Source organism: Paenibacillus sp. FSL R7-277, assembly GCF_000517965.1.
GTDB classification, from domain to species: domain Bacteria; phylum Bacillota; class Bacilli; order Paenibacillales; family Paenibacillaceae; genus Paenibacillus_AQ; species Paenibacillus_AQ silagei.
In genome coordinates, this window is the sequence record NZ_ASPX01000080.1 from 309,930 (window position 1) to 324,533 (window position 14,604).

The 14,604-nt window shown below is 56.1% G+C and carries 12 protein-coding genes; 3 read left to right on the forward strand and 9 right to left on the reverse strand.

What is annotated here, in order from left to right; translation table 11 throughout:
* The first annotated feature begins 5 nt into the window (after positions 1-5).
* Both thiD and thiE read left to right on the forward strand, forming a co-directional pair.
* Positions 6-833, forward strand: coding sequence for a bifunctional hydroxymethylpyrimidine kinase/phosphomethylpyrimidine kinase (gene thiD, locus C173_RS23470; protein WP_036729172.1), 828 nt, complete (start codon positions 6-8; stop codon positions 831-833).
* Complete coding sequence (thiE, locus tag C173_RS23475; RefSeq protein ID WP_036729175.1) at positions 830-1,492, forward strand: thiamine phosphate synthase; 663 nt, start codon at positions 830-832, stop codon at positions 1,490-1,492. The genes thiD and thiE overlap by 4 nt, the downstream gene beginning before the upstream one ends.
* Before the next feature lie 409 nt (positions 1,493-1,901).
* On the opposite strand, the gene C173_RS23480 is transcribed toward thiE, so the two are convergent.
* Positions 1,902-2,474 carry a GNAT family N-acetyltransferase gene (locus tag C173_RS23480; protein WP_036729177.1) on the reverse strand — a complete coding sequence of 191 codons (573 nt, stop codon included), beginning with the start codon at positions 2,472-2,474 and terminating at the stop codon, positions 1,902-1,904.
* A 198-nt stretch (positions 2,475-2,672) separates the two neighbouring features.
* Here C173_RS23480 and C173_RS23485 point away from each other — a divergent pair, with 198 nt between their 5' ends.
* A complete protein-coding gene (locus C173_RS23485; protein ID WP_036729180.1) occupies positions 2,673-4,481 on the forward strand; it encodes an ABC transporter ATP-binding protein in 1,809 nt (602 codons plus the stop codon).
* 92 nt (positions 4,482-4,573) lie between these two features.
* On the opposite strand, the gene C173_RS23490 is transcribed toward C173_RS23485, so the two are convergent.
* The 8 genes from C173_RS23490 to C173_RS23525 all read right to left on the reverse strand — a co-directional run bounded on the left by C173_RS23490 (position 4,574) and on the right by C173_RS23525 (position 14,589).
* On the reverse strand, positions 4,574-5,512 hold the full coding sequence (locus C173_RS23490; RefSeq protein ID WP_036729183.1) for a hypothetical protein: 939 nt from the start codon (positions 5,510-5,512) through the stop codon (positions 4,574-4,576).
* Between the two features lie 95 nt (positions 5,513-5,607).
* Positions 5,608-6,303: a pseudouridine synthase gene (locus C173_RS23495; RefSeq protein WP_036729185.1), complete on the reverse strand. Its 696-nt coding sequence runs from the start codon at positions 6,301-6,303 to the stop codon at positions 5,608-5,610.
* 116 nt (positions 6,304-6,419) lie between these two features.
* Positions 6,420-6,605, reverse strand: a complete 186-nt coding sequence (locus C173_RS23500) for a DUF3934 family protein (protein ID WP_036729188.1) — start codon at positions 6,603-6,605, stop codon at positions 6,420-6,422.
* 147 nt (positions 6,606-6,752) lie between these two features.
* Positions 6,753-7,838 carry an aspartate-semialdehyde dehydrogenase gene (gene asd / locus C173_RS23505; RefSeq protein ID WP_036729191.1) on the reverse strand — a complete coding sequence of 362 codons (1,086 nt, stop codon included), beginning with the start codon at positions 7,836-7,838 and terminating at the stop codon, positions 6,753-6,755.
* A gap of 123 nt (positions 7,839-7,961) precedes the next feature.
* Positions 7,962-9,203 (reverse strand): VWA domain-containing protein, encoded by a 1,242-nt coding sequence (locus C173_RS23510; protein ID WP_051478324.1) that lies wholly within the window; start codon positions 9,201-9,203, stop codon positions 7,962-7,964.
* The gene (locus C173_RS23515) at positions 9,204-11,549 is read right to left on the reverse strand and encodes a DUF5682 family protein (protein ID WP_036729194.1); all 2,346 of its coding nucleotides are present in this window, start codon (positions 11,547-11,549) and stop codon (positions 9,204-9,206) included.
* Complete coding sequence (locus C173_RS23520; protein WP_036729196.1) at positions 11,546-12,649, reverse strand: AAA family ATPase; 1,104 nt, start codon at positions 12,647-12,649, stop codon at positions 11,546-11,548. Before C173_RS23520 ends, C173_RS23515 begins: the two co-directional genes overlap by 4 nt.
* An 83-nt stretch (positions 12,650-12,732) precedes the next feature.
* The gene (locus C173_RS23525; RefSeq protein WP_036729199.1) at positions 12,733-14,589 is read right to left on the reverse strand and encodes a hypothetical protein; all 1,857 of its coding nucleotides are present in this window, start codon (positions 14,587-14,589) and stop codon (positions 12,733-12,735) included.
* Positions 14,590-14,604 lie beyond the last annotated feature (15 nt).

The window sequence follows — 14,604 nt, forward strand, 5'->3', positions numbered from 1 at the left end:
AAAAGATGACTAGCATACGCAAAGCGTTGACCATTGCCGGCTCTGACAGCGGCGGCGGGGCCGGGATTCAGGCGGATTTGAAGACGTTTCAGGAGCTGGGGGTGTACGGCATGTCTGCACTTACTGCACTCACCGCCCAAAATACTTTAGGAGTCCAGGGCGTCTATCCGATGGAGCCGGAGACCGTTGCAGCCCAGTTAGATTCGATCGGCAGTGATCTGCCGCCGGATGCCATTAAGACAGGGATGCTGTTCAGCAGTGACATTATCCGTGTGGTTGCCAGTAAAGTGCAGCAGTACGGCTGGCAGCAAAAGCTGGTGATCGATCCGGTCATGGTCGCCAAGGGCGGCTCACAGCTGCTGCTCCAGGAGGCAGTACAGGCGCTGATTACAAGCCTGCTTCCTCTCTCGCTTGCCATCACCCCCAATCTTCCAGAAGCAGAGATGTTGACAGGTATGAAGATTGAGAGCCGGGAAGACCGGGAACAGGCGGCAAGACTGCTTCATCAGATGGGACCCGAGTACATTATCTTGAAAGGCGGACATGACTCCTCAGGAGATGAGGCAGTGGATCTGCTCTATGACGGACGGGAATTCCAGTATATGTCCAGCCCGCGGATTGCGACGAAGCATACTCACGGAACCGGCTGTACCTTCTCGGCTGCGGTGACGGCGGGTCTTGCGCTGGGCCGCTCCATGCCTGAAGCCGTCCATACCGCCAAGGCCTTCGTTCAAGCGGCGATTGAGGATAGTCTGAATATCGGGGCCGGGCAGGGGCCGACAAATCATTTTGCTTATGGGAACCGGATGAGATCAAGGGGGATACCGCTATGACACGGATAGACATCGAGGATATGCGCAGACTGCTGAAGCTGTACTTCATTATGGGCAGTGTGAACTGCCGCCAATCACCCGAGGACACTTTAACCGCTGCTGCTGGGGGCATCACTCTGTTCCAATTCCGGGAAAAGGGTCCTGCTGCGCTCAAGGGTGCCGCACTGCTCCGTCTAGGGCAACAGCTCCGGCAGATCTGCCGGGCCTATAACATCCCGTTCATCGTGAACGATGATCTGGAGCTTGCCGCTGCGCTGGATGCCGATGGCATCCATGTCGGCCAGGATGACCTGCCTGCCCGGTTAATCCGGGAGCAGCTCGGTGAGCATAAGATCATCGGAGTCTCCGCACATAATCTGACGGAAGCCCGGCAGGCTATCGCGGACGGCGCCGATTATCTCGGAGTCGGTCCTGTCTATCCTACTTCGTCCAAGGATGATGCCCAGGCCGTCCGGGGAACTACTGTCATAGAAGAGCTAAGACGAAGCGGCCTGAGCATTCCTGTGGTGGGAATCGGCGGCATCACTCTGGAGAATGCCCCACCGGTAATCCGGGCGGGTGCGGATGGTCTCTCCATCATCTCGGCCATTGCCGGAGCTGAGGATATACGCGAGACTACGCGGAGATTCGCGCAGCTCATCACTTCTTCTTCTTCATAATTTCAAACCAGGCACGCTGCGGGTGGAACAATGTTGGTGGAACGATGCTGGTGCCTCATGCCACGCATAGGATGTACCTCACTTTTCCACCCGTCTCTTTGTGGCGACATATAACGTTAACCAGGGCGCACGCACATTGTGTTCGGTTTTTCGATTACATTCGGCTTACGCGGCGCGCCCTGTCCAATTATGATCGGTTTTTCGATCACATTTGGCCTACGTGGGGCATCCAGTCTAATTGTGTTCGGTTTTCCGCATACATTTGGCTTACGCGACGCGCCCAGTCCAATTGTGTTCGGTTTTCCGCATACATTCGGCTTACGTGGCGCACCAAGTCCAATTGTATTCGGTTTTCCGCATACATTTGGCCTACGCTACCCGCCCAGTTCCATTGTGTTCGGTTTTTCGATTACATTTGGCTTACGCTACCCCCTCTGTCCCCGCGTAATCTGCCCATAACAATAGTAGAATAGAATTGTCCGTCTGCCAGCCGCTTATCTCTGCGCAGGACACCCTCGACCTCGAAGCCAAGGCTCTCATAGAGCCGGATCGCCTTGTCATTCCTCTCCAGAACCTTCAGGCTCAGCTTATCCAGACTGATGGTATCCGCCCAGCCGATAGACTGCTCCAGCAGGCTCCTGCCGATTCCATATCCCCAGAATTCCTGCAGCACCCCGACTCCGAACTCGGCCTGATGGGCCAGCCTGCGAAGCGGACTTCCTTCACATCTGGCGAAGCCCGCCAGCCTGTCCTGAACCTCGGCAACCAGGAACAGGTTCGTGCCGCTGGCCGTATCCGCCGCTATAAGCGACCCGAAGCCCTCCGGGCCGATGAATGCTTCCCCTTGAACCCGGTCTAAATTCTCCGTCTCCCCGTCGATCTTCAGCCTCAGCGCGGACAACTGGAGGGCATCTTGCGGTGAGGCGGATCTCACCGTGTAGCGGAGCCCTTTATTTTCATATCCCTGTGCAACAATAATCATTCTGTTTCTCTCCTCCCAAGCTTAAGGCTGCAATCTCGTTCTCCACTTCATTCCGGCTAATCCAGTTTAGCATTTACTTCCGGAAAATCCAGGCGTATAATGCCCATGATAGACATGTTGCAGGATTATTTTTACATATATAGTATCCCTAAAATTCAAGCAAAGCTGGTGACCCTATTGTCGAGAGGCTTCAGAGCCATGGGACCCGGAGGAGGCTTCGGGCATGGCAAATTAAAGTTCGATGAGGAGGAGGCGAAGCCGGATATATCCAAAGCGCTGCTATTACGCATCGTCAAATATTTCGCTCCGTACTGGAAGCAGACGCTGCTGGTGATGACCGTGCTGTGCATCTCCGCAGTGCTGGGGCTGCTCCCTCCTATCCTGATTCAGCAGATCATTGACCGGGCGCTCCCGGACAAGAATCTGCAGCTGCTCTTTCTGCTCGTTGCCGCCTCGCTGGCTACAACGGTTGTGTCAGGACTGCTCGGTGTGCTGCAGAATTATTTGAACTCTTTTATCTCCCAGAATATTGTCCATGATATGAAAAACCAGATGTACCGCCATCTGCAGAGCATGCCGCTGCAGTTCTACTCAGGCGTCAAGCAAGGCGAGGTCATTACCCGGATGACCAGTGACATTGCCGGAATTCAGGGCGTATTCAACAGCACCATCGTCAATTGTGCCAGCAATCTGTTCATTCTGATCTCCACAGCGTTAACCCTGTTCATCATGAACTGGAAGCTTGCGCTGCTAGGCATCCTGGTCATTCCCTTATTCATCGTGCCGACCCGCAAAATGGGCAATGTCCGCTGGAAGCTGGCCAAAGAGACGCAGGAGAAGATCTCGGAGCAGAATCAGATCATTGAAGAGACGCTCAGCCTCAGCGGGTACATGCTTATGAAGCTGTTCACCAGAGAGGACACCGCGCTGGCAAGCTTCCAGACCGTAAACGCCCAGGCGACACGGCTGCAGATCCGCGAATCGATGGCCGGCCGCTGGTTTATGCTGGTCCTTACCACCTTCACCAGTATCGGGCCGATGCTGATTTATCTGTACGGGGGTTATTTATTCATCCAGGGAGAGCTAAGCATTGGAGCAATTATCACCTTCGTGGCACTGCTGAGCAGATTGTATATTCCGGTTATGCAGATGACCAATCTTTATGTGGATGTGAACCGTTCGGTGGCGCTGTTTGAACGGATTTTTGACTATTTCGATATGGACCCGCTGATTGTGGATGCTAAGCTGGCTCTTCCAAGCCGGGTTGAGGGACAAGACATCGTCTTCGAGCAGGTGAATTTCGCCTACGCCCCGGACAAGCCCGCTTTGAGCGGGATCTCCTTCACGGCAGCCGCCGGATCACTGACTGCCCTGGTCGGACCCAGCGGAGCAGGCAAAACCACCATTTCCAACCTGATTCCCCGGCTCTATGAGCTGGATTCAGGCGTGATCCGTATCGGCGGCAAGGACATCCGTGAGTTCACGCTGCATTCGCTTCGCTCACAGATTGGCCTAGTCACCCAGGACACGTACCTATTCAACGGGACGATCCGCGAGAATCTGCTATATGCCAACGCTGAAGCCACGGAAGCCGAGCTGACGGCCGCCTGCGAAGCTGCTTTTATTCATGATTTCATTCTGAAGCTGCCTGAAGGCTACAACACGGTTGTCGGCAACCGGGGAATCAAGCTGTCCGGCGGTGAAAAGCAGCGGATGTCCATCGCGCGCGTGCTGCTCAAGAATCCGCCCATCATCATTATGGACGAGGCCACCTCGTCGCTGGACACGGTATCGGAATATTACATCCAGCAAGCCATGCATGAATTGCTGCGCGGCAAGACCAGCATGGTCATCGCTCACCGTCTCTCTACCATCATGGCTGCCGACAATATTCTGGTTGTTCAGGACGGCAGAATTGTGGAGTCGGGGCAGCACGCTTCCCTGCTGGCAGAGAATGGGGTATACCGTGATTTGTACAACAAGCAGTTTCAGCGGGAAGATTCATAAGCCAATAGCGCGGCCGCACATAAAAAGGGATTCCCGGAGCAGCATCACCTGCTCCGGGAATCCCTTCTCTTCCTGTCCGCGATCAGTCCGGCTTATCGCGTAGTACGCAGCGGCTTCAGCTTGTCCATCCAGCCGCTGATTTGTTCTGCCGTCTCCGTGCTGCGCAGCAGCCGTTGATATTCGTCCACATAACCGCCGTCACCGGCAAGCTGTCCGGCCCACTCATGGAACTCTTCGAACCGTTCCAATGCGATACTGCGCTGCCCAAGAATCAGGTAGGCGTTCAGCAGCTGCTCTAAGGTCTGCTCGGACGGATTGTTTTTATACTCCTGCTCACTGAGCTGAAGCTGATCTACCGCATATTGCTTGGTTAGCAGCTTATCCGGCACATAATTCGTCCCTTCCAGCTGGTAGATGCCCATCAGCGCCGGACCCAGGGGGGATTGACCCGGATAAGGGCTGGCCAGCAGATCCTCGCTCCCGTCCTGATCCACATCCTCATAATTCACGCTGAACAGATCGTTAACCGTTACCTGCATCGTTCCGTCGATCTCTTCGACTACAATAGACGCGTACGCGGGACGGTTGTCCATCAGACTGAACAAGAAGGTATTCCGGTTGTTCTGCACCACGGCTTCAGCCCAGAGCTGCTCCTCCTCATTCCAAATGCCGCCGCCTTCCAGGGTAAGCCCGGCCTTCTTGCTGTCAAAGACCATTTTGCCCTCCTTAACGATGGCGAACTGTGTATAGCTGAACTCTCCCTTATTCCAGTAATACACCTGAAAAATCTGCCCGTTCAACTGAACCGCATCCATATGTACGAATCCCGAATACTCATCTGCAATCTCAGGGGACACTTCCGCGAGCGCTGCGGCAGCCGCGTCTTCCTCCTGATGCCCTCCAGGTGCTGCTGAGAGATCCGCTGCCGGGGAAGCGGTTGGCGCTGCAGACGGATCTGCTGATCTGCCATCCCCTGTTCTTGAGCAACCCGCTATGATCGCTAAGGCTATCAATAAGCTTATAATCCGCATGTAATCCTCCTAAATGTCGTGTCGTGGTAGCATGACTTCCTGTATACCCATCCGGGAGCCCGCTTCGGAAGCCTGCATTGGTATGTGAGCTGCGGCTAACCTTCCAGTCTGGCATGAAGCTCTGCGAGCTCTTCCTCCGTCAGCCGTCTCCACTGCCCTTGCGGAAGACCGCTGAGCGTGATATGCATAATCCGTATGCGCTCCAGGCGGAGCACACGGTAGCCCAGCGCCTTGCACATCCGGCGGATTTGCAGATTCAGCCCTTGGGTCAGAATAATCATGAACTCCTGATCCGAGATCCGCCGGGTGAGGCATGGCTTGGTCCGGGTCTCCAGAATATCTACACCCGCTGACATCTCCGCCAAAAAGTCTTCCGTGACCGGCTTATCCACGCTCACCCGGTATTCCTTCTCATGACTATGCTCGGAACGCATCATCCGGTTGACAATCGACCCGTCATTGGTCAGCAGAATCAGCCCTTCCGAGTGCTTGTCCAATCTGCCGACGGCAAAAATCCGGGAGGGATAGTTGATATAATCTACGATATTCCCTTCCACATGCCGGGCGGCTGTACAGGTAATGCCTACCGGCTTGTTCAGCGCCAGGTAGACCCGCTCCTCCCGGTCTGGAGTCACAGTAATTCCGTCTACAGCTACCGTATCTCCAGGCTCCACGCTTGCTCCAGGCGTACAGACCATCCCGTTAATCGTGATCCTTCCGGCGGCAATCAGCCGGTTCGTCTCTCTGCGCGGATAGACACCGGTCTCACTGATGTATTTGTTAATTCTCATGAAGTACCCGCTTTCAGGTCCTACATATGAAAGAACACCTGATTCACATAGCCATCAGATGTTGCCTCCAACCTATAACCCTTATATTTGGTAATTATCAATGGGCAGATGTCCGCTTATTTAGCGCCTCCGGTTTTGTTGCTGCCGCTGCTGCTCTTAGCCGGTTTGGCTCCTTTGGCACCTGGGCTTCCGGGAGGGCCGCTTCGGGCCGGCTTCACGGGTTTTGCCGTCTTATTCCAGCGGGTCCAGCCCTTGCTGCCTGTTCCTCTGCCTGTGCCGCCGCCTTTACTTTTTGCCACAATATCACTCCGTCAATATTCAGTTTTCGTCGTACATTACTCTATCTTACCATTATTTCGGGCGGATTGTCAGGTCCAACTGCAAACAGCCTGCGCGGAGAGCCTCCGGCAGGCTGCATAACAGGTATCTATCCAAGAGCATAGAGTAGCTTATTTAGGCTGAATATATCCTTCGGCCTTAAGCAATTCGGCGATCAGTACCGCACCGCCGGCAGCGCCTCTCACCGTATTGTGGGACAGGCTGACGAATTTGTAATCGTACAGTGAATCCTCGCGCAGGCGTCCTGCGGAGATGCCCATGCCGTTCTCAATATCGCGGTCCAGACGGGTCTGCGGACGGTTCTCTTCCTCAAAATACGTGATGAACTGCTTAGGAGCACTCGGCAGACCGAGCTCCTGCGGACGCCCCTGGAAGCTGTTCCAGCGTTCCAGAATCTCCTCGCGGGAAGGCTTCTGCTCAAAGGAGGCAAAGACAGCCGCCATATGGCCGTCAGCCACAGGTACACGAATACACTGTGTGGTGATTACCGGCTGCTCGCTTGGTACGATCCCTTCACTGGTTACCTTACCCCAGATCCGCAGCGGCTCCTGCTCGCTCTTCTCTTCTTCCCCGCCGATGAAAGGAATCACGTTATCTACCATATCCGGCCAGTCCGTAAAGGTCTTGCCTGCACCTGAAATCGCCTGATAAGTGGTTACAACCACCTTGGAAGGCTTGAACTCATGAAGTGCATTCAGAGTAGGCATATAGCTCTGAATGGAACAGTTCGGTTTCACGGCGATGAAGCCGGTCTCCGTCCCCAGACGTTTGCGCTGCTGGGCGATAACCTCCAGATGCTCCGGGTTAATCTCGGGAATCACCATCGGAACATCAGGTGTCCAGCGGTGTGCCGAATTGTTGGAGATCACCGGAGTTCCGGTACGCGCATAAGCTTCTTCCAGCGCCTTGATCTCTTCCTTCTTCATATCTACGGCGCAGAAGATCAGATCCACATCCGCAGCCACTTCCTCTACCTTGGAGGCGTCTTGAACCATAATGCCTTTGACTGCTTCTGGCATAGGGGTGGTGAGCTTCCATCTGCCTTGAACAGACTCCTCATAGGACTTGCCGGCTGAATTTGCGCTCGCCGCAATCGCCGTTACCTGAAACCATGGATGATTCTCCAAAAGTGCAATGAAACGCTGGCCGACCATACCGGTACCGCCAACAATACCCGCTCTGAGCTTCCTCGACATAAGAAATTCATTTCCTTTCAAGCAGCGCCTAGCGAAAGGTGCTTTTTAATAACCGATTATAAATGATAGCGGCATGTTACACAATATGTGATTACAAAGTAAGTGTTCCCTCTTCTAATAAAATTACCGCGTCATCCCCAGCCGCTTCGCCAATTCACCCAGCTCCTGGCCCTTCAGTGCCCCTTCCACCAGGACAGGCAGCAGTGCCGGAGTACAGGCGAAGCAAGGGGTTCCGTCACGGGCGAGCTGAGCGGCAAGCCGTTCATCATAGGAAGGCTTACCCTCATCGGAGAGGGCCAGCAGCGTCATCGTCCGCACCCCGGATTCCCGAAGCTCGCGCATCCGCCGGACCAGACCGGCCTGATTACCGTTCTCGTACAGATCCGATACGATAATGAACAGCGTCTTCTTCGGCTCCTCGATGAACTGCTCGCAATACTTCACCGACTTATGAATATCCGTGCCGCCCCCGAGCTGGATGCCGAAGAGCATGTCAACAGGATCATTCGCACATTGCTCCGTCAAGTCTACCACCTCGGTGTCAAAAGCAACGACACGCGTGTTCAGCGCCGGAATACTGGCGAAGATCGAGCCGATCACCGACGCCCAGATCACAGAGCTGGCCATCGAGCCGCTCTGGTCAATATCCACAATGACCGTCCATTCCTTGCTGCGGCGGGCCCGGTCGAAATAGAAGAAGCGCTCGGGGATAATCATCCGCCGCTCCGCATCGTAGTGCTTCAGATTGCGCTCAATCGTCCGTTTCCAGTCCAGCCCGCTTAGTGAAGGCAAAGGGGAATGCTGCCGCTTGTTAAGCGCTCCGGTAACCGCACGGCGGATATCGGTCTCCAGCAGCTTGACCAGCTCATCCACAAGCGCCTGGACCAGCATCCTTGCGGTTTCTTTGGTTTTCTCCGGGATTTTGCCCTTGAGTGCCAGCAGCGTACCCACCAGCTGGATATCCGGCTTCACTGCCGCCAGCAGCTCCGGCTCGAAGAGCAGCTGCTTCCAGCCCTTGCGCTCCATCGCATCGGTCTGAATGACCGAGACCACATCCTCCGGGAAGAAATTACGCACATCTCCGAGCCACTTGGACAGGTTAATCGCAGCATGTCCCGAGCCTGCACCTCTGCCCTTCGATGCGGCAGCGGCACTCCCTTCTGCCTTGCCTGCGCCTGTCTCATTATAGATAGCCGCCAGTGCCGCATCCATAATCAGCTCTTCCTCACTTAGCGTCCGGCCGCTGCCTTGGCCATAGCCGGGCAAGGCCTCTTCCGCTTCCTGCCCCAGAATCAGCCGCCAGCGTGTAAGGGCGCCGTTCTGATTATCCTCCTTCAGCTCTTCCTTCAGCTCTTCTTCACCCATCTATAGATCCCCGAAGTCAAAATCATTCAGATCATCCAGCATTTTGGCTTCCTCCTCCTTCAGTTCTCCTGTCAGAATCTCGGCGGCCTGCTCTGTGTTCACGCCCCACAGCTCACCCAGCAGCTCAGCGATCATCGTCTTCTCACGCGGGGAGAAGGTACTGAACGCCCGGCGCAGGAAGACCAGCGCACGCTTGAATTCCTCATCCTCCAAGGCGTTGATATAGTCATTTAGCTGCTCCCACAGGCTCATTCGCGACAACAGACCATAGCGGTTACGCATGGACAACCCTTCGAACCAGCCTGCCCCGAGGTCTGCCGGTATCCCCGGAGACAAGCGGCGCGACACCTCCGCCGCAACTTCCCCGGCAGGGATGGCTCCACGCTCCATCAGGATCGCGCAGGCGAAGCCCGACAGCCGCGGGTTGCGGTCATCCCGCTGCGCCAGCTGCAGCAGCTCCTGCAGCCACAGAGCTGTATCCGCAATCTCGCTATGCTCCTGCGAGATGTTATTCAGGTCATTCATTGCACTTATCATCAGCGCCGCCGCTTCATCATTGCAGCCGCTGGCATCCAGCAGGAACAGGCAGCCCCGGCGGAACAGCTCCTCCAGCAGCGGTACGAACGGGGCCGTATCCACCTTGCGAATGTCGCCATAACCGATGATCTTGGCCAGCTCTCTGGCCGCTGTGGCAATCGAGACGACATCGCGGCTATCCACCGCAAGGCGCTGCAGCACGCGGCTGCTCTCCTCCATCTGCGTGGTCATGGCACATTCGCAGGCGGTGACAATCAGCGCAGAGGCCTCAGCGATAGAGCTGCATTCCAGCAGCTTCTCGCGCAGCACGTAGGCTGCCGCCACCTCAATGGTCTCGCCAAGCAGTGTAGACTCCACGATCTCAATCTCTACCTCCGGCGCCCACTGGAGGACCCAGTGCTCTGCCCAGGTCGCCCCGGACTGGCCGCTCGGCACATTCCGGGCGAAGTGGATGCCGAGCAGCTCCAGCCGGTGGAACAGCACCGAGCGGTGCAGATCGAGATAAGCCGCTTCACTGCTTGACACCCGGCGGTTCTCGCGCAGATCCAGCGTCAGGTCGCTGGCTACAGTCGATCTGTACTTCTCCAGCTTGTAGCGCTTCAGCAGCCGGTTCAGGTCATCCTGAATCGGCGTCTGGCTGACGCCATCGGCCAGCCTTCCGATATTCGTACCGACATCCACCCGGGCCAGCGAATCGGCGATAACGGCCAGATCACCGTGGCCGAGCAAGGTCTGTGCGGCATCGCGCAGATCGCGCAGCGTAGGTGCGCTTCCGCCGTGCAGCGCCGCCAGCGACTCTGCCAGCCGCACCGCTTCAATCACTTCGGCCGTGGAGCGGTGTGTCCCTGCTCTGCGCACCATCCGGGCCACAGAGGAGAGATAGAGATGGGGCAGCTCCTCAGCGCGGCCTGAGGCCATCAGCTCCCACATCATCTGGAAGTAGTGCGGAGCCGCGTTGCCCGCACCGTAACCCGACATAGTGGAGAGCTTATAGTAGGAATACGGCATCAGCGTTAGCTTGGTAGAGCGTGTAGGCAATGATGCAAGCTCCGTATCGCTCATTCCCTCCGAGAGATCAGCCAGTGCGGCGGCGTGGTATGCACCGCAGATCACAACAATCTTCTCCGGCAGATGCCCTTCTTCAATCTTGAGCTTAATTCTCCGCCTCATATAAGATTCGCGCAACGCGTTATAAGCATATTCCCGCGGCTGCTCTGCACGCTCCGTGGACTCCGACAGCTCCCGCATCTGGGCAGAGAAGGCCAGAATCGCGGCGCGGTATGCGCCGCTGCTGGCGTTATGCTCGTAATTACGCTCCCAGTACATATCATAGTCATGCTCACCGGCAAGCCGGGCAATCCGGCTGTATACGGACTCCGGCTCACTGACTTCCTCTTCCGCCGGCTCCCCCTGTTCTTCAGCCACAGGCTTCAGCTCCGTGCGTCCGCCGGCATCCTGCCGTAACGCATCATGCAGCCCCAGCGTTACAGAGGAAGGCAGGTCGATGAACTCTGCCTGTGCTCCATGCTCCTGTGCCCATTTCATCCCCTGATATTCCGGGGAATACACAGCGAACGGCCAGAGTACCGTCCGTACGGGCAGATCCTCGGTGAAGGCCAGAATAGCCACCGGCGGCTTCGTTACCGCATGGGTTAAATGGCGGATCTCTCCGCTTGCATCACTCGGCCCCTCAATCAGCACGGCGGTCGGCTGCAGCTCGTTCAAGTATTCCAGGACATGCCTGGCACCGCCCGGAGACAGATGCCGGACTCCGAAGACATGAACGCCGGCAACCGCTGCCCTGCTCACTCGTTCATCTCCTTACAGGCTTGATAGAGTCCGCGCCAGTCCGCTCCTTTTTTCTTCATTACATTATCCAGATATTCCTTCCACACCAGCTTATCCTTATCATCATCCTTGACGATCGCCCCTTGCAGTCCCGCTGCCAGATCCTCGTCGGTCAGTTCTCCGCTCCCGAAGCTTGCCGCCAGAGCCATGCTGTTCGTCAGCAGCGAGATGGCTTCTGCTGTGGAGATTACACCGGCTGGAGTCTTCACCTTCTCCTTCTTGTCGAGCGTCATGCCGCTGCGCAGCTCGCGGAAGATCGTGACCACCTTAAGCAGCGCTTCATCCGCCGGAACAGCAGCCTGCAGCTCATAGGAGGAGGCAATCTCGCCGACACGCTTCTTCACAATGGACAGCTCCGTCTCAAGGTCCGATGGCGCAGGCAGCACAATGATATTGAAGCGCCGCTTCAGGGCAGCGGACATTTCATTGACTCCGCGGTCCCGGGTATTTGCAGTGGCAATAATCGAGAAGCCCTTGCGGGCACTGGTCTCCTTGCCCAGCTCCGGCACAGAGATCGTCTTCTCCGACAGAATTGAGATCAGCGCGTCCTGTACCTCGGAAGCACAGCGGGAAATTTCCTCGAACCGGGCAATGCCGCCGTCCTCCATCGCCCGCATAATCGGGCTCTTGACCAGCGCTTCCGGCGTTGGACCGTTCGCCAGGAGCATGGCATAGTTCCAGGAATAGCGTACATGCTCTTCGCTTGTTCCCGCTGTCCCCTGAACAACCATGCCTGAGTTGCCATAGATTGCCGCCGCCAGATTCTCGGACAGCCAGGATTTCGCCGTGCCCGGCTCTCCGATCAGCAGCAGTGCACGGTCGGTGACCAGTGTGGCAACCGCCATCTCGATCAGCCTGGTGTTACCGATATATTTCGGGGTAATTATGGTCTTGCCCGCCTTACCGCCAGTAATGAAAGTGAGAACAGAGCGCGGAGACATCTGCCAGCCGGCAGGAATACGTCCCGTGTCCTCCTTGCGCAGAGCCTCCAGCTCATCCTGGTACAGGATTTCGGCAGGCAGACGCATGTAATCCTGAAGCTGATCTTGTTCTGTTGACATGTACACCTCTCCTTGCAACTGTTTTGTGAAAAGCTAAAGTTAAGAATGTATGGCTTCGAGGAACAGGGTAGCTGTTATAAGGGTCAGGTATTCTTGGCACTCCGCAGGCTGTCCAGCACATATTCCAGCTGCTGCTTGCATTCATATCTATAGTTGGGAATAACCGCTTCCACACGGCTGGCATAGCTGGCAGGGAAGCGCTCCATCATTTTAAATATATACAATTCGAAGGTATACGGGTTATGAGGACTCTTAGTCTCCAGGGCACTCATCAACAGTTCCAGACGCTCCGGCTCAGGCATCCCGGCCCTTTCCAGTCCCTTGAAGATGTTGGGAATGAAATCACTGGCACGGCGTTTGGACAGGTCCTGCAGCTTATCAACCAGAAAGTTCCGCACGCCCTTGTGACCCGGCCGGGCAAAGGCACTGGCCAGATTCACAGCATTGTGCTGGATGAACCAGTCCAGCCAGCGGGGGTCCCAAGCTGCGGCAATCTCCTCAACCGGAAGCATCTCCCTGCTGTAAGGCTGTCTGATTCCCGCTGCATCCCACTCTACTTCATAATTCCTCCGGCGGATATCCACAACCTGATCCTCAATGGTATTAATCAGCAGCTGGGAGCGCTGAGCCGCATCCTTGGCTTCCTTACCCACAAGCGCTTTGAGTTTATCCAAGAAGGTTCCGCCGGCGAACCGGTCGAATAGCTCCTTCGGACTTATAGACTGCTGGGCGGCATGGAAATAATGCGGCAGGAAACGCACGCTCCGCTTCTCCAGCTCTGCAAGCTCTGCCAGAGCAGCACCGTCTGGAGTTTTCTCTTTATACAAGGCTGCGTGGTCCAAAAGCGGAATCCAGCCCAGTGACGAGAACCGGGGATACTCTTGAAGGATATAGCTGTAGATTTCATCCAGCTGCGGACTCCGTACCCGGCGAAGAGCGGTAAGGAAGGGAAGAAGCTCATTCCATATCTTGTCTGTCAGCTTCACGCCGTCATTTTTCTGCGGGGCTGCCTGCAGCTCCTCCATGAATAATGCCGCCAGACGGGCACTCACCTCTGCGGAATGCCCGTCCGCCAGCACTCTGCCCAGAATCTCGCGGTCCTTCTTTTGGATGAATGCCTCAACCAGCCGTTCCCCTCCCTGTAACGTACCGCCTGCCGCCAGCGCCGCATAGGCCGCTTCGCGGATGGCTTTCTTCTTGTCAGTGGACCACTCCAGCAGGTTGGGCGTGAATTGTTCATAACCGCCCAGGCATTTGATGGCTGCAGCGCGGACCTCCTCACTTCCACTCTCGGCAGCGTGGAAGATCTTATCCAGGTATTCGTCTGCACCGACCTTCCAGATTACCTCCAGTTTGCGGACCTCACTTCTTCCCCCTGAGAGATTAAGACTCTCCAGCAGGTGGCTGGCAATGACCGGCCCGTAGGACGGGAGAATATGATTCATCGCATATTCCGCCAGCTCCGCATACGGGTCGTTCAGCGCAGAGACCGCCAGCGGCAGCAATCGCAGATCCTGGAAGACCCCATCCTTATACGCATCCACTACAATCTCATATCTGCCGCTTCCGGTAGTGGTGAGTGCTTCCAGCACAGGCGCAAGCTTCCGGTAAGTCTGATTCGTCTGCAGGGTGAACTTCCGGACCGGCAAGGGTCCGGGAGTTCCGTCCACGGTTGTCGTTCCCTGAGTGTACAGAACGGACTCCAGCAGCAGGGTATTCTCCTGCAATTGAATGCCCGGGGCAGGACCGTCCGGGCTCCCCGGTTCAATCAGTGCCGTGATTCCCTCGCCTAACTTCTTAAAGACTGGTGACCGCTCGCCTAGCTGCTGAAATTGCGGAAGCAGCCGCTTCAGGCGGAAATCTTCGGCCGCCAGCTCACTTCCGGCAATATACAGTCTTCTGTATTCCTGATGCAGCTCCTGCAATAACGCTGTGCTCATGGATTGTCCTCCCAT

Coding starts and splice junctions, on each gene's coding strand:
- thiD (WP_036729172.1), top strand. CDS start 6: ATGACTAGCATACGCAAAGCGTTGACCATTGCCGGCTCTGACAGCGGC.
- thiE (WP_036729175.1), top strand. CDS start 830: ATGACACGGATAGACATCGAGGATATGCGCAGACTGCTGAAGCTGTAC.
- C173_RS23480 (WP_036729177.1), bottom strand. CDS start 2,474: ATGATTATTGTTGCACAGGGATATGAAAATAAAGGGCTCCGCTACACG.
- C173_RS23485 (WP_036729180.1), top strand. CDS start 2,673: ATGGGACCCGGAGGAGGCTTCGGGCATGGCAAATTAAAGTTCGATGAG.
- C173_RS23490 (WP_036729183.1), bottom strand. CDS start 5,512: ATGCGGATTATAAGCTTATTGATAGCCTTAGCGATCATAGCGGGTTGC.
- C173_RS23495 (WP_036729185.1), bottom strand. CDS start 6,303: ATGAGAATTAACAAATACATCAGTGAGACCGGTGTCTATCCGCGCAGA.
- asd (WP_036729191.1), bottom strand. CDS start 7,838: ATGTCGAGGAAGCTCAGAGCGGGTATTGTTGGCGGTACCGGTATGGTC.
- C173_RS23510 (WP_051478324.1), bottom strand. CDS start 9,203: ATGGGTGAAGAAGAGCTGAAGGAAGAGCTGAAGGAGGATAATCAGAAC.
- C173_RS23520 (WP_036729196.1), bottom strand. CDS start 12,649: ATGTCAACAGAACAAGATCAGCTTCAGGATTACATGCGTCTGCCTGCC.
- C173_RS23525 (WP_036729199.1), bottom strand. CDS start 14,589: ATGAGCACAGCGTTATTGCAGGAGCTGCATCAGGAATACAGAAGACTG.